22 protein-coding genes are annotated in these 22153 nt (G+C 55.5%); 7 read left to right on the top strand and 15 right to left on the bottom strand.

The window, feature by feature from the left end:
• Window positions 1-9: 9 nt before the first annotated feature.
• Both fdxH and fdnI read left to right on the top strand, forming a co-directional pair.
• Complete coding sequence (fdxH, locus tag ACN9MQ_RS11535) at window positions 10-894, top strand: formate dehydrogenase subunit beta (RefSeq protein ID WP_426021053.1); 885 nt, start codon at window positions 10-12, stop codon at window positions 892-894.
• Window positions 887-1540: a formate dehydrogenase-N subunit gamma gene (fdnI, locus tag ACN9MQ_RS11530; RefSeq protein WP_044859317.1), complete on the top strand. Its 654-nt coding sequence runs from the start codon at window positions 887-889 to the stop codon at window positions 1538-1540. Before fdxH ends, fdnI begins: the two co-directional genes overlap by 8 nt.
• Window positions 1541-1583: 43 nt before the next feature.
• Here the strand turns inward: fdnI and ppk2 are convergent, their stop codons facing one another.
• Window positions 1584-2402: a polyphosphate kinase 2 gene (ppk2, locus tag ACN9MQ_RS11525; protein ID WP_025204134.1), complete on the bottom strand. Its 819-nt coding sequence runs from the start codon at window positions 2400-2402 to the stop codon at window positions 1584-1586.
• A 166-nt stretch (window positions 2403-2568) separates the two neighbouring features.
• On the opposite strand from ppk2, the gene araJ reads away from it, so the two are divergent.
• Window positions 2569-3747 carry an MFS transporter AraJ gene (gene araJ / locus ACN9MQ_RS11520; RefSeq protein ID WP_426021054.1) on the top strand — a complete coding sequence of 393 codons (1179 nt, stop codon included), beginning with the start codon at window positions 2569-2571 and terminating at the stop codon, window positions 3745-3747.
• Window positions 3748-3777: 30 nt separating this feature from the next.
• Here the strand turns inward: araJ and ACN9MQ_RS11515 are convergent, their stop codons facing one another.
• Window positions 3778-4980, bottom strand: a complete 1203-nt coding sequence (locus ACN9MQ_RS11515) for an NAD(P)/FAD-dependent oxidoreductase (RefSeq protein ID WP_059306107.1) — start codon at window positions 4978-4980, stop codon at window positions 3778-3780.
• Between the two features lie 199 nt (window positions 4981-5179).
• On the opposite strand from ACN9MQ_RS11515, the gene ACN9MQ_RS11510 reads away from it, so the two are divergent.
• Window positions 5180-5686 (top strand): RrF2 family transcriptional regulator, encoded by a 507-nt coding sequence (locus ACN9MQ_RS11510; RefSeq protein ID WP_014170178.1) that lies wholly within the window; start codon window positions 5180-5182, stop codon window positions 5684-5686.
• A gap of 43 nt (window positions 5687-5729) precedes the next feature.
• Here ACN9MQ_RS11510 and adhP read toward each other — a convergent pair whose 3' ends face one another.
• From adhP to ACN9MQ_RS11480, 6 genes are all read right to left on the bottom strand, one after another.
• Window positions 5730-6740, bottom strand: coding sequence for an alcohol dehydrogenase AdhP (gene adhP, locus ACN9MQ_RS11505; protein WP_025204137.1), 1011 nt, complete (start codon window positions 6738-6740; stop codon window positions 5730-5732).
• Between the two features lie 205 nt (window positions 6741-6945).
• Entirely contained in the window at window positions 6946-8655 is a 1710-nt protein-coding gene (locus tag ACN9MQ_RS11500; protein ID WP_426021055.1) for an ABC-F family ATP-binding cassette domain-containing protein, read from the bottom strand.
• A 323-nt stretch (window positions 8656-8978) separates the two neighbouring features.
• Window positions 8979-10676: an NAD-dependent malic enzyme gene (locus tag ACN9MQ_RS11495; protein WP_020884079.1), complete on the bottom strand. Its 1698-nt coding sequence runs from the start codon at window positions 10674-10676 to the stop codon at window positions 8979-8981.
• Window positions 10677-10852: 176 nt separating this feature from the next.
• Window positions 10853-10990, bottom strand: a complete 138-nt coding sequence (gene sra, locus ACN9MQ_RS11490) for a stationary-phase-induced ribosome-associated protein (protein ID WP_013096533.1) — start codon at window positions 10988-10990, stop codon at window positions 10853-10855.
• 95 nt (window positions 10991-11085) lie between these two features.
• On the bottom strand, window positions 11086-11301 hold the full coding sequence (gene bdm / locus ACN9MQ_RS11485) for a biofilm-dependent modulation protein (protein WP_020884080.1): 216 nt from the start codon (window positions 11299-11301) through the stop codon (window positions 11086-11088).
• A gap of 231 nt (window positions 11302-11532) precedes the next feature.
• Window positions 11533-12384, bottom strand: coding sequence for a Vmh family MBL fold metallo-hydrolase (locus ACN9MQ_RS11480; RefSeq protein WP_426021119.1), 852 nt, complete (start codon window positions 12382-12384; stop codon window positions 11533-11535).
• A 111-nt stretch (window positions 12385-12495) separates the two neighbouring features.
• Between ACN9MQ_RS11480 and ACN9MQ_RS11475 the strand changes: the two genes are divergently transcribed.
• Window positions 12496-13371, top strand: coding sequence for a LysR family transcriptional regulator (locus tag ACN9MQ_RS11475; protein WP_020884082.1), 876 nt, complete (start codon window positions 12496-12498; stop codon window positions 13369-13371).
• Window positions 13372-13394: 23 nt separating this feature from the next.
• Here ACN9MQ_RS11475 and ACN9MQ_RS11470 read toward each other — a convergent pair whose 3' ends face one another.
• Entirely contained in the window at window positions 13395-14354 is a 960-nt protein-coding gene (locus ACN9MQ_RS11470) for a hypothetical protein (RefSeq protein WP_426021056.1), read from the bottom strand.
• A gap of 127 nt (window positions 14355-14481) precedes the next feature.
• On the opposite strand from ACN9MQ_RS11470, the gene ACN9MQ_RS11465 reads away from it, so the two are divergent.
• Window positions 14482-14910 carry an OsmC family protein gene (locus ACN9MQ_RS11465; RefSeq protein WP_014170171.1) on the top strand — a complete coding sequence of 143 codons (429 nt, stop codon included), beginning with the start codon at window positions 14482-14484 and terminating at the stop codon, window positions 14908-14910.
• A 23-nt stretch (window positions 14911-14933) separates the two neighbouring features.
• On the opposite strand, the gene ACN9MQ_RS11460 is transcribed toward ACN9MQ_RS11465, so the two are convergent.
• Window positions 14934-15839 carry a LysR family transcriptional regulator gene (locus ACN9MQ_RS11460; protein WP_426021057.1) on the bottom strand — a complete coding sequence of 302 codons (906 nt, stop codon included), beginning with the start codon at window positions 15837-15839 and terminating at the stop codon, window positions 14934-14936.
• Between the two features lie 153 nt (window positions 15840-15992).
• On the opposite strand from ACN9MQ_RS11460, the gene ACN9MQ_RS11455 reads away from it, so the two are divergent.
• Window positions 15993-16742, top strand: coding sequence for an SDR family NAD(P)-dependent oxidoreductase (locus ACN9MQ_RS11455; RefSeq protein ID WP_020884087.1), 750 nt, complete (start codon window positions 15993-15995; stop codon window positions 16740-16742).
• Between the two features lie 26 nt (window positions 16743-16768).
• Here the strand turns inward: ACN9MQ_RS11455 and ACN9MQ_RS11450 are convergent, their stop codons facing one another.
• Genes ACN9MQ_RS11450 through ACN9MQ_RS11430 form a run of 5 tightly spaced genes read right to left on the bottom strand, consistent with a single transcriptional unit; the run spans window position 16769 to window position 22148 of the window.
• A complete protein-coding gene (locus ACN9MQ_RS11450; RefSeq protein WP_025204144.1) occupies window positions 16769-17701 on the bottom strand; it encodes an ABC transporter ATP-binding protein in 933 nt (310 codons plus the stop codon).
• A complete protein-coding gene (locus ACN9MQ_RS11445; protein ID WP_032678220.1) occupies window positions 17694-18680 on the bottom strand; it encodes an ABC transporter ATP-binding protein in 987 nt (328 codons plus the stop codon). Before ACN9MQ_RS11445 ends, ACN9MQ_RS11450 begins: the two co-directional genes overlap by 8 nt.
• Window positions 18677-19573, bottom strand: coding sequence for a D,D-dipeptide ABC transporter permease (gene ddpC / locus ACN9MQ_RS11440; protein WP_032678219.1), 897 nt, complete (start codon window positions 19571-19573; stop codon window positions 18677-18679). Before ddpC ends, ACN9MQ_RS11445 begins: the two co-directional genes overlap by 4 nt.
• A complete protein-coding gene (locus ACN9MQ_RS11435; protein ID WP_032678218.1) occupies window positions 19570-20592 on the bottom strand; it encodes an ABC transporter permease in 1023 nt (340 codons plus the stop codon). The genes ddpC and ACN9MQ_RS11435 overlap by 4 nt, the downstream gene beginning before the upstream one ends.
• A 23-nt stretch (window positions 20593-20615) precedes the next feature.
• On the bottom strand, window positions 20616-22148 hold the full coding sequence (locus tag ACN9MQ_RS11430; RefSeq protein WP_025204146.1) for an ABC transporter substrate-binding protein: 1533 nt from the start codon (window positions 22146-22148) through the stop codon (window positions 20616-20618).
• Between the last annotated feature and the right edge of the window lie 5 nt (window positions 22149-22153).

Here is a 22153-nt window from a genome sequence, read left to right as displayed (position 1 = left end):
AGCGAATACATGGCAATGGAAACACAGGACATTATTAAACGCTCCGCGACCAACTCCATCACCCCCGCGCCTCGTGCGCGGGATGATAAGGCAGAAGTCGCCAAGCTTATCGATGTCACTTCCTGCGTGGGTTGTAAAGCCTGCCAGGTGGCCTGCTCGGAGTGGAACGATATCCGCGATGAAGTGGGACACTGCGTCGGCGTTTACGATAATCCGGCGGATCTGAGTGCCAAATCCTGGACGGTAATGCGTTTTAGCGAAACCGATCAGAACGGCAAGCTGGAGTGGCTGATCCGTAAAGACGGCTGTATGCACTGCGAAGATCCGGGGTGCCTGAAGGCCTGTCCGTCAGCCGGGGCCATCGTCCAGTACGCCAACGGAATTGTCGATTTCCAGCAGGATAACTGCATCGGCTGCGGCTACTGCATTGCGGGCTGTCCGTTTAATATTCCGCGCCTCAGTAAAGAGGATAACCGGGTCTACAAATGCACCCTGTGTGTCGATCGCGTGAGCGTCGGGCAGGAGCCTGCCTGCGTGAAAACCTGCCCGACCGGGGCTATCCACTTCGGGACAAAAAGAGAGATGCTGGAGGTAGCCCAGCAGCGCGTGGACAAACTGAAAGCGCGCGGTTACGACAGTGCGGGCATTTATAACCCGCAGGGTGTGGGGGGAACGCACGTGATGTATGTTCTGCACCATAACGACCAGCCGGAGCTGTACCACAATCTGCCGAAAGATCCTGCGATCGATACCTCGATCAATCTGTGGAAAGGGGCGCTCAAACCGCTCTCTGCGGCGGGCTTTATCGCTACTTTCGCCGGGTTGATTTATCACTACATCGGTATCGGACCCAACAAAGAGGTGGATGACGACGAGGAGGAACCTCATGAGTAAGTCATGGATTGTGCGCACGAAGTTTGTCGACCGTGCCTGTCACTGGACGGTAGTGATCTGCTTCTTCCTGGTGGCGGTCTCGGGGATCTCCTTCTTCTTCCCGACGCTGCAGTGGCTGACGGAAACCTTCGGGACGCCACAGATGGGGCGTATTTTGCATCCGTTCTTCGGCGTGCTGATTTTCGTGGTGCTGATGTTTATGTTTGCGCGCTTCGTACATCACAATATTCCGGACAAGCATGACATTCCATGGCTGAAGGGGATTATTGAGGTTCTGAAGGGCAATGAGCATAAGGTTGCGAAGGTCGGGAAATACAACGCCGGGCAGAAGATGATGTTCTGGACCATCATGAGCATGATTTTTGTTCTGCTGGTCACCGGCGTCATTATCTGGCGGCCGTACTTTGCGCACTACTTCCCCATTCAGGTGATTCGCTACGCGCTGCTCATTCACGCGACGTCAGCCATCATTCTGATCCACGCCATCCTGATCCACATGTATATGGCCTTCTGGGTCAAAGGGTCGATTAAAGGCATGATTGAAGGGAAGGTGAGTCGCCGCTGGGCGCAGAAACACCACCCGCGCTGGTACCGTGACGTTGAGCGGCTGGAAGCGAAACAGGAAAGTACGAAAGGGATGCCGTAAGTCCCGCGCTCGCGGGTCATTCTCTGACCCGCGAACGCTTCAGTCAAAAACGCTCTTCAACATACCGGAACGGGTATTGGGTCGGCTTCACTTTACCAATCTTACGCTTTGGCAAACTCACCGCTTCGATGTGAATGGCTTTGTACGGGATTTGCGCCAGCAGGTGCGAAATAATGTTCAGGCGCACGCGTTTTTTATCTTCCGAACGGGCGACAAACCACGGTGCCCAGGCGGTGTCGGTGGCTGCAAACATCGCATCTCGTGCCACGGTATATTCATCCCACAAATTGAAAGACTTAATGTCCATTGGCGATAATTTCCAGGTCTTTCGCCCGTCGTTAATACGATCGCGCAGACGACGCTCCTGTTCTTTTGGCGTGACCTCCAGCCAGTATTTGAGCAGGATGATCCCGGCATCCACCATTGCTTTTTCCATCACCGGCGTGCCATCAAGAAACTTCTCGACCTGCTCCGGTGTGCAGAATCCCATCACCCGTTCAACGCCCGCGCGGTTGTACCAGCTGCGGTCAAAAATGACAATTTCGCCGGCGGCTGGCAGGTGGGGGACATAACGCTGGAAATAGAGCTGGGTCTTCTCTTTTTCCGTCGGGGCGGGGAGCGCAACAACCCGGAAGACGCGTGGGCTAACGCGTTCAGTGATGGCTTTAATGGTTCCGCCTTTACCGGCACCGTCGCGCCCTTCAAAGACAATGCAGACCTTTAACCCCTTTGCGACGACCCACTGCTGGAGCTTAACCAATTCAACGTGGAGGCGACGAAGCTCTTTTTCATACTCTTTCGTTTTTAACGGCTCATGCTTTATGACATCAACTGCGACACTGGTTTTCTTCTTGCTTCCCATGATTGTCATCCTCAGGTTGTCCGGCGCGGGAAAAAGCGGGGCCGCACTATGAAGTGTAATCCACCTGAATTAATGGATTAACGTGTCAGCCAGCTGATTTGAACTGGCTCACCATACAAGATTGTTCAATAATGCCCGTCGCGCGTTGTTAACCAGTGGTTGTGGTATGAAAAAGACAATTTTTTCGTTGGCACTTGGCACGTTTGGCCTGGGAATGGCTGAATTTGGCATTATGGGCGTATTAACTGAACTGGCCCACGACACCGGAATTTCAATTCCCGCCGCCGGGAATATGATTTCGTTTTACGCCTTTGGTGTGGTGATTGGTGCCCCGATTGTGGCGCTGTTCTCAGGCAAGTTCTCGTTAAAATCCACGCTGTTGTTTCTGTTGGTGCTGTGTGCCGTCGGTAATGCAATTTTTACCTTTTCTACGTCGTATGCCTGGTTGGCGATAGGGCGGCTGATTTCCGGTTTTCCGCACGGCGCCATTTTTGGCGTCGGGGCGATTATTCTCTCGAGAATTGCGCCTCCGGGGAAGGTGACGGTCGCCGTGGCGGGCATGATAGCCGGCATGACGGTTGCCAATCTGGTGGGCGTACCGCTGGGCACCTGGCTGGGTCATGAATTCAGCTGGCGCTATACCTTCTTCCTGATTGCCCTGTTTGATGCTCTGGTGATCATCTCGGTACTGGTCTGGGTGCCGCACATCCATGATCGCTCCGAAATCAAATTGACCGCGCAATTTTCCTTTCTGAAAAAACCGGAGCCGTGGCTGATTTTTGCCGCCACCATGTTTGGCAATGCTGGCGTGTTTGCGTGGTTCAGCTTCGTCAAACCGTTTATGGTCAACGTCTCTGGCTTCTCCGAAGGCGTCATGACGGTCATCATGATGCTGATGGGGCTGGGTATGGTGTTAGGTAATCTCCTGAGCGGGAAATTATCGGGCCGCTTCAGTCCGCTGCGTATTGCCGCCACTACCGACATGGTCATTGTCGCGTCACTGCTGTTGCTATTCGCCTTTGGGGAACATAAAACGGCGTCGCTGGTGATGGGCTTTATCTGCTGTGCCGGGCTGTTTGCACTCTCTGCGCCGCTGCAAATTCTGCTCCTGCAAAATGCCAGGGGCGGTGAGATGCTGGGTGCCGCTGGCGGGCAGATGGCATTTAACCTCGGCAGTGCGATAGGGGCGTATTTTGGCGGGATGATGATCACGCTTGGCTTTAGCTGGAGCTATGTCACGCTGCCAGCGGCTGTGCTCTCATTCTCAGCCATGAGTTCACTGCTGATCTACGCGCACCTTCGGGCCAGAAAGGCAGACGCCGGTTCGCTCGCTTCCGCACGTTGAACCGCGCCGGTGAGGCGCGGTAGAAGGGCGCTAGACAAATTTCGCCAACGGATCGGCAGCGGCAAACGCCACGGCTTTGTCCGCTGCTGGCGGGTAGATAAGTTCATTGGTGATGGCGATTTTGATTTTCTTTGCGTCATCACGCACCGATTTGACGGCCTGGTCCCACCCTTCAGTGTAAACGGCACCCCAGGCACCCAGGTCCAGACAGGTCACGTAGTTAACCTGGCGGTAAGGATAAGGCGTGCGATTCAACAGGCTGGCTGCCGCGTTGTGGCCGGCAAATTTACCCAACTGGATCGCGTGCTGGCAGGTCATTAGCGCCGTGTTCCCCATCTCGTCCGTTCTGGCGTAGGCCATATCTCCCGTCGCGTACACGTCCGGATGAGCCGGAACCTGCAGCGTTTCTGTCACTTTCAGACGCCCCTGGTTATCGCGTTCGCCGTTAATCTGTTGTCCAAGCGGGTTTGCTTCAACGCCTGCCGTCCAGACTACGGTTGCAGCGGGGATACGTTCGCCGTTTTTCAGCGTTACGCCGTTCGCATCGATGGCCTCAATTTCACTGTTCAGACGCCACTCAATCCCCAGTTCCTGGCTCGCGTCTTCAATGGTGTTACGCAATGCTTCACTGTATCGTCCGCCAATGACATGACCCCTTTCAACTACGATAACTCTTGTCGCTGTATCATCACCGAAGCGAGCGCGCAGTCGGGCAGGAAGCTCGGTTGCCAGTTCAATGCCGGTAAAACCGCCGCCACAGACAACCACGGTATTGCGCGCAGCGGTGGAAGGGCGCGAGACCAGGGAGTCAAGATGCTGCTCAAAGGTCTGTGCGGATTCAAGCTGATCGATATCAAAGGCGTACTCAGCCAGCCCGGCAATCGGTGGACGCTTGCTCTGACTGCCGGTGGCCAGCACTAACCGCTCGTAACTCACTGCGGCAGTTACGCCATTCGCATCACGATAGGAAACACTTTTCCCTTTTATATCAATAAATTCTGCTTTTCCGGCGATAAAATCAATACCCAGTTCAGCGAATAGTCCGGTCAGCGGAGAGACCAGCGACGTCACGTTCTCTTCATAGAAGCGCGGGCGAACACGCAACTCGGGGGCGGGTGCCAGTACGGCGATCTTCAGGCTGTTATTGCCCTCCAGCGCATTCAGACGCGCGGCGCTGACGGCAGCCCACATGCCGGAAAAACCGGTGCCCACAATTAAAATCTGCTTCTTCATCTTCGATCCTTTTGATCATCACGCTGTATACCTGACATAACTGCAACTATACTTGTCGCAGTTAACTGAGACAACTTCTTTCTGAGTTAAATTTTAATGCTGCATAAAATCAGCATGTTAATGAAAAAGGGGAGGGTAGTTGTGATTGTGGGCAATAACGCCGTTATAATGACCCAGATAAATAACTTCGGAGTTAACCATGGCGTTTTACAGTTCCGGTGTGGAATACGGCATTCACAGCCTGATGTGCATGGTGGATGCAAAAGGCAATGAGCGTGAGATGAGCGTCCGGGAAATGGCCGCCCTGCAGGGTGTGCCGTATGATTACCTGGGAAAAATCTTCACCCGTTTGTCACGTGCCGGGCTGGTGAGCAGCACGGAAGGTAAGGGCGGCGGGTTTAAACTGGCGCGCCCGGCGGAGTTGATCACCGTACTGGATGTGGCGCACGCCATTGACGGTGAGAAGAACATGTTTGAGTGTCGAGAGGTGCGTCAGCGGCTGGCGGTGTTTAATGAAACGCCTCCTGCCTGGGTGTGCAATGGCCCGTGTGGCGTACGTTCGGTCATGGACAGCGCACAGCAACGCATGGAAGAGGAGTTAGCGCGACATACCATTCTCGATCTGGCGCGCAAGATGTACCGCAAAGCGCCGGATACCTTTCAGATTGAGGTTCAGGAGTGGATTTCTGACCGGCGATCGTCGTAGTGAAATGCCGGGTAAGGCAAAACTGCCCCCCGGCAACCGGCGATTAAGAGCGTAAATCAATCACCATACGACCACGGATTTGACCCTGCTCCATCTCTTTAAAGATGGCATTGATATCTTCCAGCGGACGCATTGTCACTTTTGGCACCACTTTGCCCTCTGCCGCAAACTGGAATGCCTCCATCAGGTCCTGACGGGTTCCCACCAGCGAACCGACGACCTGAATGCCGTCCAGAACCAGGCGTGGAATATCCAGGCTCATCGCTTCCGGCGGCAGGCCCACGGCGACCACGCGGCCACCCGCACGCACGGCATCCACCGCTGAGTTGAAGGCTGCTTTTGCCACGGCAGTTACCACCGCGGCATGTGCGCCTCCGGTTTTCTCCTGAACAATTTTCGCTGCATCTTCGCTGCGAGAGTTAATGGTTAAATCTGCCCCCATGCTGGCGGCCAGTTTCAGCTGTTCATCGTTCACATCAATGGCGATGACCTTGGCGTTGAATACGTTTTTAGCGTACTGCAGCGCAAGGTTACCCAGACCACCAAGACCGTAAATCGCAATCCACTGGCCCGGCTTAATGTGGGACACTTTTACCGCTTTGTAGGTGGTGACCCCCGCGCAGGTGATGCTGCTCGCCGCTGCGGACTCCAGACCGTCCGGCACTTTTACCGCATAATCGGCGGTCACGATGCACTCTTCAGCCATCCCACCGTCCACGGAATAACCCGCGTTTTTCACATCGCGGCACAGGGTTTCGTTGCCGGTATTACAGTATTCGCAGTGTCCACAGCCTTCAAAAAACCATGCCACGCTCGCACGGTCGCCAATTTTCAGCGAGTTGACGCCTGGGCCAATCTCTTTAACGATCCCTATTCCTTCGTGACCCAGGATCACCCCGGTCTTATCGCCGAAATCACCGTTCTTCACGTGAAGATCGGTATGACATACGCCGCAGCATTCCATCTTCAGCAGGGCTTCTCCATGCTTAAGCGGACGTAATGATTTTTCGGTGACATTGACCTGATGATCCTGAGTGACAACAGCAGCCTTCATATGTTTCTCCTTGTTCATGATGAGATTCTGCATAGCAGGTGTACTACTTCTTAAGGATTAATACTTAGGCGCGTTAATGCAAGGTGGCAGCAACATAATGTCATCATTTGATTCGATTTCGGATTAAGAATACAGCGATCCTCTAATAATCAGGGGGGGCGTTCAGAGGCAGAGCGACCCGGCGAGACGCTCGCCGGGCGCGGACTTACAGTTTTGCTTCTATCGCCTCAATCTCCTGGCGCCATTGCGCCTGCAACTGCGGCTTCTGGTGCTTCGGTTTGCGGGCCAGGTCTTCCTCCAGCAATATCTCCAGCGCGATCAGCCGTTCAAGCAGGTCGTCAAACTGCGAAGGGCGATCGTGCTGTTGTTTCGGTGAACACGGCGATGTTATCAGGCCTGCACTTTCACGCAGCCGTTCAAAGACCGCTTCGGCGTCATGCCATTCACTCAGCCTGCCGTCCTCAATCAGCCAGAAACGGTTGCAGCTTTGGCTGATTAATTGACGATCATGGCTGACCAGCAGCACGCCACCTTCAAATTGCTGCAGGGTTTCTGTCAGCGCCTCTTTGCCTTCCATGTCCAGATGGTTGGTCGGTTCATCCAGCATCAGCAGGCTATAGCGCGCTAACGTCAGGCCAACAAACAGCAGGCGAGAGCGTTCTCCACCGCTGAGCGTACTGACTTTCTGACCGTGACGTGGCCACGCAAAGCCGGCACCGATCAGGGCCATCTTGCGATTCTGCGGATCGGGTGCAAACGGCTCCAGTGCGTCGAACAGCGATGCAGCGTCCGGGAGCTGGTTCAGCGTCTGGTCATAATAGCCAGGCGATACGCGGGGATGGAGTTTCAGCCCATCGTCAGCCTGCTCGCCGCGAAAATGCCGCCAGATCAGCTTCATCAGGGATGATTTACCACAGCCGTTACGTCCAACGATGGCCACGCGATCGCCGCTTTTGAGACGCGCGATGTCAATATTAAACAGCGCAGGCAGCCCGGGCGCCGGCGGCACCGCGAGGTTTTCCAGCTCCAGCAGACGGTCGGCCCGTAGCGCGTCGCCGCGCAGGGTTAATGTCCACTGACTTCCCGCCGTGACCTCCGTCTGGCTCTCTTTCAGCCGTTCAACCTGCTTTTCCATCTGTTTCGCTTTGCGGGCCAGGTCTTCGTTGTCGTAGACTTTGCCCCAGGTCGCCAGTCTTTTTGCGCTGGCCGCGACGCGGTCGATCTCCTTTTGTTCTGCCTTGTGGCGCTGCGCATCACTTTCGTCTTTCGCATCCAGCGCTTTGCGTGCGGCGGTGCAGGGAAGGGCAAAGTAATGCAGCATCTTATCGCGCAGGATCCAGCTGCCGTTGGTCACGGCATCCAGCAGTTGCCTGTCATGTGAAACCAGCACAAAGCTGCCTGACCAGGCCTGTAAAAACTGCTCCAGCCAGAGCATGGTGGGTAAATCGAGGTGGTTACTCGGTTCATCCAGCAGCAGCAGGTCCGGCGCATTAATCAAAGCCCGCGCCAGCAGCAGACGCGTATGTTGCCCGCCGCTCAACGTTGCCGAGGTTAATGTCCAGTCCTGCGGCGTAAAGCCCATACTCGCCAGCAGCGTTTCCGCTTTCCAGCGCAGGCTCTCGCGTTCAGCCGCAGGCAGTTGTGCCAGCACGGCATCCAGCATGCTCAGGGGATAAATCCCGTCCGGCAGATGTTGTTCTACGCGCGCCATGATGCAGTGCCCGGCCAGCGCGACCGTTCCGGCGGCAGGCGTGTCCGTACCGTCCAGCACCTTCAGCAGCGTGCTTTTACCGCAGCCGTTGTCGCCCAGCAGACCGATGCGATCGCCTTTTTTCAGCGTAAAGGAGAGAGAGTCGAAGAGCGTACCAAACGCCGTATCAACACGTAGAGATTGTGCAGTGAGTAAAGTGCTCATTGTTGCTTACCCAAGAGTTACAGGCATGTTTATGCCTCGTCAAACATCGCTGACGATAACTCAGTAAGCCCGAGAGAAGGGATTTCAGGGGTTGGTGTCTTCGCTCAAGCAGAAGTTATCGCAGCACGATACCGATAACGCTTGAGCTGGTGCGATCACCAAATGTATGTGAAACATTGAAAATTTCACAGTACAGCATAATTGGCCTCCTTATATATTCAGTAGGTTAATGGATGAAGGCAGTGTAGCGGGGATTTTACGGCCCGGCAAGCGCGGGCAGAATGGCAGGCCGGGAGGCATGATTGCCTGACCCGGCCTGTTCTTTAGATAGACGTTCTGCGATAGCTGCGGTATTCCGGCATCCAGAAGTTGTCGTCAATGGCCTGCTGCAGCGCATCGGCGGAGGTTTTCACCGCCACGCCTTGCTGCTGTGCCATTTTTCCTACTGCGAAAGCGATCGCGCGGGACACCTTATGAATGTCTTTCAGCTCTGGCAACACCAGGCCTTCACCGTTATTCACCAGCGGTGAGTGTTTCGCCAGGGTTTCGCTGGCGGACATCAGCATTTCATCGGTAATGCGTGACGCACCGGACGCGATAACCCCCAGACCAATCCCCGGGAAGATGTAGGAGTTGTTGCACTGCGCGATCGGATAGGTTTTATCCTTCCACACCACCGGGTCGAATGGACTGCCGGTTGCCACCAGTGCGTTACCTTCGGTCCAGGCGATGATGTCCTGCGGTGTTGCTTCTACACGGGAAGTCGGGTTAGAGAGCGGCATCACGATAGGGCGTTCGCAGTGCTTGTGCATTTCGCGAATAATCTCTTCGGTGAAGAGACCGGTTTGCCCGGAAACGCCGATAAGAATGTCCGGCTTCACGTTGCGCACCACGTCCAGCAGGGAGAGCACCTCGTTGTCGGTATCCCAGTTTTTCAGGTTCTCGCGTTTCTGAACCAGTCGGGTCTGGAACGGCAGTAGGTTAGGCATACCGTCGGTCAGCAGGCCGAAACGGTCAACCATATAGACGCGGGAACGGGCCAGTTCTTCACTCAAGCCCTCGCGCTGCGTCTGAGCAATAATCTGCTCGGCAATACCGCAGCCCGCAGAGCCTGCGCCCAGGAAGACGATTTTCTGGTAGCTCAACTGGCTGCCTGCCGCACGGCTGGCGGCGATCAGCGTCCCAACGGTCACGGCGGCGGTGCCCTGAATGTCGTCGTTGAATGAGCAGATGTCATCGCGGTAGCGATTCAGCAGCGGCATGGCGTTCTTCTGAGCAAAGTCTTCAAACTGCAGCAGCACGTTCGGCCAGCGTGCCTTAACGGCCTGGATAAAATCATCAACAAACTGATAATACTCATCGTCGGTAATGCGCGGATGACGCCAGCCCATGTACAGCGGATCGTTGAGCAGCTGCTGGTTGTTGGTACCCACATCCAGCACTACCGGCAGGGTGTACGCCGGGCTGATACCCCCACAGGCGGTGTACAGGGAGAGCTTACCGATTGGGATCCCCATTCCGCCAATGCCCTGATCCCCGAGGCCGAGAATACGTTCCCCGTCGGTCACAACAATGACCTTGATGTTGTGGTTCGGCACGTTCTGCAGAATATCGTCCATATTGTGACGGTTCTGATAAGAGATGAATACGCCGCGGGAGCGACGGTAGATCTCAGAGAAACGTTCACACGCCGCACCCACCGTTGGGGTGTAGATCACCGGCATCATCTCTTCGAGGTGGTTCTGAACCAGGCGATAGAAGAGGGTTTCATTGGTGTCCTGAATGTTACGCAGGTAGATGTGCTTGTCGATTTCAGTCTTGAAACCCTGATACTGGATCCACGCACGTTCAGCCTGTTCTTCAATGGTTTCCACCACTTCGGGCAGCAGACCAAGCAGGTTGAAGCTGCTGCGCTCTTCCATGCTGAAGGCGCTGCCTTTGTTGAGCAGGGGGAATTCCAGTAAAACCGGACCGGCATAAGGGATATATAAGGAACGATGTTTTTTCAGTTTGTTGTCCATGTCACTCACTCTTTTTTTGAAGATCCGTCCCTGACACTGCTGTTTGTCATCTTTCTGGCCTGTGCGGTGGGGTGCGGTCAGGCGGTATTATAAAGGAGCTAAATGTTAATTACCGCAACACATAAACAAAAACACCATCGGTTTTACCGATGGTGTTCAGGATCTCTTACTGGAACTTACTTGCCAGCGTGGCGTTTTCTGCCGGTGGCATGGGTGACTTGCGTTTCACTGTCGCCCTCAATCACCACTTTACGTTGGTTAGAAAGCTTGTAGTTCAGTCCCAGAATATGGCGTGCCTGACGGTTCGATTTCATCTTTACTCCTCAATCCTGTTGATAGTTTTAAGGACAAGTTTGCTTACGCAAACGAAATGTAACCCCTTAGGTTGCAGATCCAGCTTAGCAGGTTTTTACAAAGAGGCATTCTGTCCACTGACCACGTAGTTAATGGTCTGTTGGTAGATGTCACTGAGGATGTCATTGTCTGTGGATTCCACCCATTTGGTCAGTTCCATCAAAATGTCATCTTCAGTCACAGCACCGTGTTCGGCGTGAAGACCCTGTGCGATCGCGTTAACGAGTTCAGGTTGTGCTGCTGCAGTATTTGCCGGGTAATAAGTAAACATGCTGCCTCCGTGTCGTTGTCTGTGTAATGGTACGGCTCGCAAAAAATGTAATTCACAAACAGAATGGCAAATATTTTCCTTGCTGTGTCTAAGATTCATCTTAGAAATAAAAATGACATAAGTGCATGCTTTTAGACACTTTTAGAAATGGAGGAATAATGACAGGGGGCGAGGGGGAATATTTTGATGCTGCTCCTGCTATCCGAGAAAATAGCAGGAACAGAGATTAATTTACCATTTCATTTCCCCGGTATTCACTTTCGCACTTAATTCCAGCGAGCTCTCTTCGGCCAGGCCCGGATACGCTTTTTTCATGGCGCTAATGACGCCAGCAGAATCTTTTTGATTAGCCAGCGTCTGCTCGAACCGCTGCAGATATTCACGGGTAAAATCGATAGCGCCGGTACCTGACGGTGGCGTCCCCAGATAGTGACCCGGGATCACGCGCTCCGGTTTGTGCGCTGCCATGTTTTCCAGCGTGTCCTGCCACTGCTGGCGACGCGCCCGGGTCTGGGTATCGGCCGTCCACAGATGGATGCCCCATGAAACGCCCGTGCCGCCAAGAATCGTCTTCGCCGACGGGATCCAGACATAGGCCGCGTAGCTGTCTGGCTGTTCAATATCGATTTTCTCACCATCAACCATAAACGTGGTGGAGGTCAGCACCTGGGGAACGATCAGCGTTGTTGGCGCGCCGTCTTTCATCTGTGGGCCCCAGAAGGCCAGCTTGGCATCTTTGGTGGCCTTGATATGGTCAACCACCTGCTGAGTCGCCACGACTTTCGCATTCGGGAATGCTTTAACCAGCGGTTGCAGACCAAAGTAGAAGTCCGGATCGCCGGAGGTGATCACAATCTTGTTCAGGGTTTTACCGCTGCGGCGAATTTTCTCCACCAGTGCTTCACCGTCTTTCACGCTAAACTGCGCGTCAAACAGGACGGCCTCTTTCGGGCCAGACACCAGCGTCGACGAGACCGCAAAGATGCCTTTCTCCTGCGGGTTCCAGGTATCAATGGTCAACGGTGCGGCGAAGACCGCCGGCGTGAAGAGGGTGCATAGCAGTGCAAGGCGAGTGAGCTTCATCATCATGTCTCTTTTTATCAGGAAAGACCCTATTGTACCGAACTCTCCATTTGCCAGAATTCCTGAAACAAGACATGCTTAGTTTCATAAATCGAGCAAATGGAGCGTTATATGGATCGCGTTATTGCCGCACAGGTCTATAACCGGATTTGCGAGCTGGGAAGTTTGAGTGCCGCAGCCCGTGCGCTGGGCATTTCCCGGCCCATGGTAAGCCGTTATCTTGAGCAGATGGAGAAGTGGGCGGGGACCCGGCTGGTGAATCGCTCAACGCGCAAGCTGACGCTGACCGCAGCAGGGGAAAAGGTACTGCAGAAAACGCGTACCCTTTCGCAACTGTCGCAGGAGATTGAAGGCCAGTCGGAAAAAGATTTACCTTCCGGCACCTTACGGGTAGCCTGCGCGCACTTTACCGCCATGCACATGATTGCGCCGGTACTGCCCGGGCTGCTGGCGCGTTATCCGCAGCTCAGAATTGAACTGGATGTGAATAACCATCCCGTGAGTCTGGTGGGCGAGCGTATTGACGTAGCCGTGCGTATTACCGATAACCCGGAGCCGGGGATGATTGCCCGCAGGCTGGGTGAGTGCCGTTCGGTGCTTTGCGCCTCGCCGGACTATCTTGCCCAGCACGGCACGCCCGTGACGCCTGAGGATTTGGCGCAGCACAATTGCCTGCATTACAGCTTCTTTGCGGGTCAGTCGTGGCATTTTGTGACGCTGGAAGGCGAAAGCGTGAGCGTCGCGGTGAGCGGCAATCTTAGCGCCAGCATCTCGTCGTTGTTGATGGACGCGGCGGTTAAACATTGCGGTATTGCAATGCTGCCCGAGCACGAAGCGCAAGGGGCGCTCGAGCAAGGGCTGCTGGTACCTGTGCTCACAGACTTAGTGCCTAAGCCGCTCGCCATTCACGGGATTTACCAGTCGCGGGAATATCAGCCTGCGGCCCTGCGCGTCTTTCTTGATGAAATTGCAGGGCATCTGAACTGATGCCCGCGCAGTGAACCTGTGGCTTATTTCGTCGTCAGCCAGGGCGACGTCGTGCTCCAGAAAATAATATCTGCGCCGAGATACGCTTCTGCGAACTGAACAAATTCATCTTTGGTGAAGGGCTTGCCGGTAGCCGGGTTTCGGTAGGTGAGCGTGGGCTCCTGAACGGCCATGGCGACCAGCGGCAGTTTGTTTTTATACTGGTTAAAGAACGGATAGGCGTTTTTCATTTGCGCCTTGCGGTTGGGAACAATATCCGGTCCGCCAAGCCCGATATTATGGGCACTGGCGTATTCGAACAGCCGCCCCATGTAATTATGGTCATTGTTCCATTCACACGGCCAGAAGTTCACATATTGTACGACATGGGATTGCGTGAAAACCTTTCGCGCAAAGGCGAGGTTTTCCATTTCTCCGGCAAAATAGTTGTCGCACGAAAATCCTGTCGGCGGCTTTTTCTCATCAAGGTCAATGGCGGTTTCAGGTAAGTTCACACCGTAAACCTGGCCATCAAAACGCTTCGCCAGGGCTGCCAGTAAGACCTGATACCGTTCACGCACGGCAGGATCCCACTGACGGGCTACCCAGCCTGAACCTGTAGGTTTCCCTTCACCAGGGTTGTCAAACTGCGGAGAAATACCGCCGCTGTACTTTGTGTCTGCCATCAGATAATCAGGGACATACCGGGCATCTTTTTCGAAGAAGCGATCCTGAATTTGAATAAACAGCTTTTTATTGCTGGCCTTCAGGCGCGCCAGGTCTCGCTCTATGGATGAGAAGTCATATCTGTTTTTCTCAGGCTCCAGTGCACGCCAGTTATAAACGATCTGCGCGCCACCGATATCACGACGGGCGATAAGCGCGGCGGCGGCATCAAGGTCGCCCGAGCTGGTATAGATAAAATTCTCCGGCGTGCTGGCAAAGAGGGGGAACGTCACGGCGAGCGTGGTCAGCGCCACGACAATCCTGGTGTTTAGCATCATAGGCCTTTCCCTTTTGATGGTTCGAAGTGATGTATCGCATCAACGCCAACCAGAATACTCTGTGTTCCAGGACGCGTCAGATCTCTGGTCTATACTTAACCCTTTGTAAGCCAAAAGGAGAGCAAGAATGACAATTCATAAGCACGGTTCAGCACACTGGTCTGGCGATATTAAACGCGGAAAAGGAACTGTTTCTACCGAGAGCGGCGTTCTCAATCAACAGCCTTACGGCTTCAATACCCGTTTTGAAGGCGAAAAAGGGACCAACCCGGAAGAACTGATTGGTGCCGCACACGCAGCCTGTTTTTCGATGGCACTGTCGCTGATGCTGGGCGAAGCAGGCTACACCGCCGATTCCATTGATACCACCGCAGACGTGTCACTGGATAAAAAAGAGGGCGGTTTCGCCATTACGAAGGTCGCACTGCAGAGCAAGGTTACTGTACCCGGCATTGACCCTCAGCAGTTCGATGGCGTTATTCAGAAAGCGAAAGCCGGCTGCCCGGTTTCCCAGCTGTTGAATGCGGAAATCACGCTGGATTACACGCTCAATTAAACCTTAGCCGGGTTAACACCCGGCTATCCCTTCAGCGCGGCAGGAAACACTTCTGCCAGCCAGGCGATAAACACTCTCAGTCGATGTGTCAGATGCCGGTTCTGCGGATAAACCACATGAAACGGATAAGCGTCAGGTCGCCAGTCGCTAAGAATTTCAGTTAACGTCCCCGCCTGTAAATGCCTTTTTGCCGAATATTGAAACGTCTGAATAATGCCTAAACCTGCCACCGCCGCCGCCAGATGAGCGTTGCTTTCATTGACCCCAAGGAAGTGCGGAATACTTATCTCCAGCTTTTCTCCCTTTTCCCTGAAGCGAAACGGAAAGGCCCGACCGGTGACGGGAGAAAGGTAGCTAATCAGCTTATGGCCATTGCACAGTTCCCGCGGATAGGCCGGTACGCCATGATGTTTTAAATAATCGGACGTCGCGCAGGTGACCATTTCAGCGTCGCCCAGATGGCGGGCAATAAGGGAGGAGTCGTCCAGAGGGCCGCCGCGGATCACGCAGTCAACATTACCGCTGATCAAATCCACGGGCCGGTCGGCCACGCCAAGGTCGATGCGTATTTCCGGGTAACGCTGCATAAAATCCGGCAGCAGGGGGATCAGCACGTCGCGCGCGGTTGAACCGCCGACATCCACCCGCAGATGGCCTTTCGGCGTCGCGCGAGAAACGCGAAACGACGTATCGATATCTTCAATATCAATCAGCACCCTGAGCGCTTTTTCATAGTACCCGGCAACTTCCGGTGTGGTGACTACCCGTCGTGTCGTGCGATGTAAAAGCCGGATCTCCAGGTGCGCTTCGAGCGATTTCACCAGCTTGCTCAGGGTGGCGATAGGCATGTTCAGAGAATCAGCCGCACGCGTAAAACTTCCGGTTTCCACCACTCGCGTAAATGCGCGCATTGCCATGAGCTGGTCCATTCGTACTCCGGATTATTTCCACCTGTGAATAGTGATTTTCATTTTTGCCCGTTTTTCATTAATCCTGCAACCGATAGAGTTTATTCAACGCAAGCGAAAACCTCTTCAACCGTTTTTGCGGGCATCCTGAAAACATGATTAAAGGTGAATAACATGAATACGTCTCTCGCAGGTAAAATTGCCCTGGTTACGGGCGGTAGCACAGGTATCGGTCTCGCCACCGCGCAGGAACTGGCGGCCCAGGGCGCGAAGGTCTACATCACCGGACGTCGTCAGGCGGAGCTGGACGCTGCCGTTGCACAAATTGCCACCGCGGCGGTCGGCATTCGTGCGGACGTCTCTCAACTTTCCGACCTCGATAAAGTCTATGCACAGATTGCAAAAGACGAAGGGCGTCTGGATATTCTGTTCGCCAATGCGGGGGGTGGCGACATGCTGCCGTTAGGCGCTATCACTGAAGAGCAGTTTGACCGCATCTTTGCGACCAACGTTCGCGGTGTACTGTTCACCGTGCAAAAAGCGTTACCGCTGTTATCTGCCGGTTCGTCGATCATTCTGACCGGATCCACGGTGTCCATTAAAGGAACCGCAAACTTTAGCGTATACAGCGCCAGTAAAGCCGCCGTGCGCAACTTTGCCCGTTCGTGGGCGCTGGATTTGCAGGGGCGCGGTATTCGCGTCAACGTGGTGAGCCCGGGGCCCATCAAAACCCCAGGACTGGGTGACCTGGTGCCGGAAGAACATCGTCAGGGGCTGTATGACGCGCTGGCCGCCCAGGTGCCGCTGGGACGCTTAGGCGCGCCGGGAGAAGTGGGAAAAGCGGTGGCGTTTCTGGCCTCAGATGCAGCAAGCTTTATCAACGCCACCGAACTGTTTGTCGACGGTGGAATGGCGCAAATTTAAACGTGAAACAGCGCCACCCTGCGTGGCTACTCGCTCAGGTTGCGCCAGCAGCGCACGCTACAGCCCTCAACTGAAGGCTGTAGCGACTGCGGATGTTCGCATCCTTGCGCTGCCTGCGGACAGCGGTCCCGGAAATAACAGCCGGTGGGAAGGTGACGATTGCCAGGAAGCTCTGTTTTACGCAGCGCCAGGTTTTCATCCAGCGGTTCACCGGTTCTGGGAACGGAATCAAGCAGCAGCCGGGTGTAGGGATGGCGCGGCCTGACAAGAACCTGATCGGTAGTTCCCAGTTCCACGATCTGGCCCAGATACATCACCGCCACACGATCGCTCATATGCCTGACCACCGAGACGTTATGTGAGATCAACACATAGGTGAGGTTCCGTTCCTGCTGCAGTTTTACCAGCAGGTTGAGGATTTGCGCCTGCACGGAAATATCCAGCGCGCTGGTGGGTTCGTCGAGCACGATGATGTCCGGATTGGACGACAGCGCCCGGGCGATAGCAATGCGCTGGCGCTGCCCGCCTGAAAAGGCATGCGGTAACCGGTCAAGATATTCCGCACGAATACCCACCTGCATCGCCAGCGTCTCTGCCAGCTGGCGCCGTTCGCGTTCACTGCTGCGTTTTTGCACCCACACCGGCTCGGTGATGATGCGCCACACCGGCAGACGCGGGTCGAGGGAGGAGAGCGGGTCCTGAAAAACCATCTGCATGCCGCCCGCGTGATGCGTCCGCTGATAGTCGCCGGTGCTGGGCCTGAGCATGCCCATCAATAGCTGTGCCAGCGTGCTTTTCCCGCAGCCGGATTCCCCAACAATGCCCAGCGTTTCGCCGCGACGGATCTGCAGGTCCAGCCCATTGAGGGCATGCACCTGTTCCGTAACGCGGCCCAGCCAGTTTTTGCGCGCGGGAAAGTTGACATGCACGCTATCCAGTTCAAGCAAAATGTCAGACATGGTGTTTCTCCCGTTGCGGGTACCAGCAGGCAGCCATCTGGCCCTCTGCACCATTAGGAAGCAAGCGCGGTGCCTCACCGCATTTCGTCCCGGCGGCAAAGCAGCGCTCGCGGAACGCGCAGCCTTGTGGAAGCTGGCTGAGATTAGGCACCGTGCCGGGAATGGCCGGAAGCAACTCGCGCGGCGCACCGTTTTCAGGTGCACATTGCAACAGGCCGATGGAGTAGGGATGAACGGGATGGTGGATCAGCGTTTGTGTGGCACCGCTCTCAATTACGCTTCCCGCGTACATCACATACATCCGGTCACAGAGCTGGGAAACCACGGCCATATCGTGGCTGATAAACAGCACCGAGGTTCCGCTGGCCCGCGCCTTGTGCTTCAGCAGACGCAGGACCTGCAGCTGCACGGTCACATCCAGCGCCGTGGTCGGCTCGTCGGCGATGATAAGTTCAGGCTCGCAGGAGAAGGCAAGGGCGATCATCACCCGCTGACGCATGCCGCCGGAGAGTTCAAACGGATAACGCGCCATCACCGCTTTCGCGTCCGGGATTTGCATCTCCTCCAGCAGGGCAATCGCTTTTTGCTGCGCCGCGCGACGGTCGAGCGGCTGATGCTGGCGGATCACCTCCACCATTTGCTTACCAATCCGCCGCGTTGGGTTCAGGGCGGTCATGGGCTCCTGAAAAATCATCGCCACTTTTGCCCCGCGCCACTGGCGAAGCTGTTTTTCCGATGCGGTCAGAACATCTTCTCCCAGCAATGTCACCTGACCGTGATGAATTCGGTAGCTGCCTTCCGGCAACAGGCGCATAGCGAGCATGGCGGTAACCGACTTCCCCGACCCCGACTCGCCCACTACGCCGACAATTTCGCCCCGTTTAATCTCCAGCGAGACGTGGTTCAGCGCATGAACCTCACCGCAGTATATCGGGAAACTCAGATGTAAATCCTCGATGGTTAAAACCGAGTCGGTCATGACTGTTTCCCTCCTGATTTCGGATCCAGCAGGTCGCGGATGCCGTCACCAAAAAGATTAAAGCCCACGGCGGTAATCAAAATGGCCGCGCCAGGAAAAGCGCAATACCACCACTGGTCGAGTACATAGTTGCGCCCTACGGCAACCATCGCGCCCCATTCGGCGGTGGGTTGCTGTGCGCCCAGACCGATAAAGCCCAGCGTGGCGGCCATCAGAATGGCGCTGCCAATATCCAGCGAAGCCTGCACAATCAGCGGCGGGAGGGCGTTGCGCAGAATATGCCAGCTGATTAAATGCCAGCGTGATGCGCCGAAGGTGCGGGCCGCCTGAACATAGGTAAACTGGCGCACGACAAGGGTTTGCCCGCGTGCCAGACGCACGTAAAACGGAATACGTACAATCGCGATGGCGAGCATTGCGTTAAACAGGCTCGGCCCCAGCGCCGCTGCCAGTGCCATGGTCAGCACCAGCGAGGGAATGGAGAGCATCACGTCCATAATGCGCATAATAATGGCGTCGCCGCGCCCGCCCATTACGCCAGACAAACAGCCCAGAAGCGAGCCAATACCGCCCGCAATCACCACGACGGCCAGCCCCGCGCTGATCGACTGCTGGCTGCCGGCGAGCACCCGGCTGAACAGATCGCGGCCGACCTCATCGGTGCCAAACCAGTGTTCGGCAGACGGAGCCTGCAGACGCGCGGTCAAATCCAGCGCATTGGGGTCATGCGGTACAATCCACGGTGATGTCACCATCAGCAGGAGCATCAGGATCATGATCGCGGCGCCAATCAGCGTGAGGGGACTTTTACGCAGCATCCAGAACAGTTTTGCCCAGTTGATGCCTGCTTTCGCTGTTTTAACCGGGACGGGCGTTTCCTGAGTCAACATCATTCGGCACCTCCGCGCCCGATTCGCGGGTCAACCCACAGATAGAGCAGATCGACCACCAGATTAACCAGCACATAGGCCAGTGAGACTACTACCGCGAAGCCCATGACGGCAGGGAAATCGAGCGCCTGAATAGAGGTGACGACCCAGGCGCCCATTCCCGGCCAGGCAAAGACGGTTTCGGTGAGGACTGCGCCATACAGCAGATCGCCCAGCGCCAGTCCAAGCACGGTAATCGACGGGATCATCGCATTGGGCAGGGCATAGCGCAGCACGATGTACCAGCCGGGCAATCCGCTGGCGCGTGCGGTTCGTATGTAATCTTCACTGAGCTGCTCCAGCATGGCCGAGCGGACCTGACGCGCCACAATGCCGAGATGAACAAATGCCAGCGTCATCGAAGGTAAAATCAGATGCTGCAGGGCATTGAAAAAGACCTCCCCGTTGCCTTCCAGCAGCGCATCCACCAGATAAAAGCCGGTAACGCGCGTCGGCGGATCGAGCCAGTCGTCAAGCCTTCCGCCGCCCGGCAGAAGTTGCAGATGCCCGTAGAAGAGGACAATCACTCCCAACCCAAGCCAGAATGCGGGCGTTGAAATGCCCGTCATCGCCATTAAGCGCACCAGATGATCCAGCCAGCGGTCACGGTAGACCGCCGATAAAATCCCCAGCGGCACGCCGATAACCAGCGCCAGCAGCAGGGAACAAAAAGCCAGCTCCAGGGTGGCCGGGAAAAAGGCCTTCAAATCTTCCGCGACCGGACGTCCGGTGCGGATAGAGGTGCCTAAATCGCCATGGGCCAGCGCATCCACATAGCGACCAAACTGGATATACAGCGATTGATCCAGCCCCAGCTGCTGGCGGATGCCTTGCACAATGTCGTCGCTGGCGCGGTCTCCGGCCAACAGGCGGGCCGGATCGCCGGGGATCAGGTGTGAAATAATAAAGGTGATGATACAGACACCGGCCACCACAAGGATTAACCCCCAGCAGCGCTGGCGCACAATGCTCCAGAACGTCATACACTTTCCCCCGGCGAGAACCGTTATTTACTCATGGTGGCGATGTTAAAGACCTGCTCCAGCATTGGATTAAAGGTGAAGCCTTTCACCTCTTTGTTCATCGCCAGCTGGTAGTTCTTCTGGAACAGATACACGTAGGCCGCCTCGTCGATCACCACCTTCTGCGCCTGCTGGTAATCGTGGGTACGCTCCGCTTGATCGGTGGTTTTCAGGGCCGCCTTCAGCAGGGCGTCAACCTCTTTGTTCTCGTAAAACGAGCGGTTACCCGGCAACCCTTTTTTGTCCGACTCAAACCAGTAGTTCATGAACATGTACGGGTCGGCAAAGTCCGGGCTCCAGTTGCCAATGGCGATGTCATAGTCACCTTTCCCGACACGATCGCGCATGGTGGCGTTAGCCAGTTTTTCCAGCTTCACGTTGATGCCGATCTTGCCGAGGCTCGCCTGCGTGGACAGGGCGATCGGCTCCCAGTTGGGGTCGTTGTCTGAATAGAGGAATGTCAGGCTTGTCGGCTTGTCTTTGACTTTCTCCAGCGCGGCTTTGGCTTTGGCCTCGTCAAAGCTGTACTGCATTGCCGTGGCGTCAAACCCCCACATGCCGTCCGGTATCGGGCCGCGCATCTGTTTACCATTGCCGCTCAGGATGCCTTTCACCATCCCCTGATAATCTGTTGCCCAGGAGACGGCCCGACGTAAATCCACCTGATTGAGCGGGGCTTTGCTGTTATTCAGATAAAGATAGGTCACGCGCAGGGACGGATATTCCGCCACCGCCACTTTGCCTTCTTGCTTAAGGGCTGAAAGCTGATCGACGGGCAGTGAGTCGGCGATATCCAGATCGCCACGGGAAAGCTGCAGCCGGCGTGAAGCGCTTTCACCAATAATTTTCACCGAAACGCGCTTGAAGTGCGGCTTCTCACCCGCCCAGTGTGGGTTCGGAACGAGCACCAGCTGCTGACCTTTCTGCCAGCTTTTCAGCATGAAAGGCCCGGAGCCGGCGGTGTTTTGCGCTAAATAGCCGCGTGCATCATCAGCAGCGTTCGCCTTTAACACCGCCGGGTTAACGATCGACGCACCGTCGTTGGCCAGGGTGTAGAGGAACGGGGCAAACGGCTGGCTGAGGGTGAATTTCACCGTGTGCGGATCGACCGCATCAATTTTGAGATCTTTCGGGAACGCTTCAGACGGCCCCTGGCTAAGCTTCAGCAGACGTTCAAAGGAGAGTTTTACCGCCTCGGCAGTAACCGGCGTGCCATCGGCGAATTTTGCGTTATCGGTAAGGGTAAAGGTCCACTCTTTCTGATCCTCTGACGCTTTCCAGCCCGTTGACAGGTCGCCCTCCACCTCGGTGGAGCCTGGCTTGTACTTCACCAGACGCTGATAGGCGGGGTAAGTCACCGTCCAGTCGTTGTTATCAATGGTCACCGCCGGGTCGAGCGTTTGCGGGTCGGCCGCTTTCCCGATCACCAGCATATCTTTCGGGACGGCAGCCAGCGCAACCGGGGCGCTGAGTGCCAGCGAGGCGGCGATCAGGGTAGTAAGAAGCGTTGTTTTCATGGCAG

Source organism: Enterobacter sp. R-25 (genome assembly GCF_049913205.1).
GTDB lineage: Bacteria > Pseudomonadota > Gammaproteobacteria > Enterobacterales > Enterobacteriaceae > Enterobacter > Enterobacter ludwigii.
The sequence above is the reverse complement of the archived record's forward strand: the minus strand, read 5'-3'. Positions and strand labels throughout refer to the sequence as shown.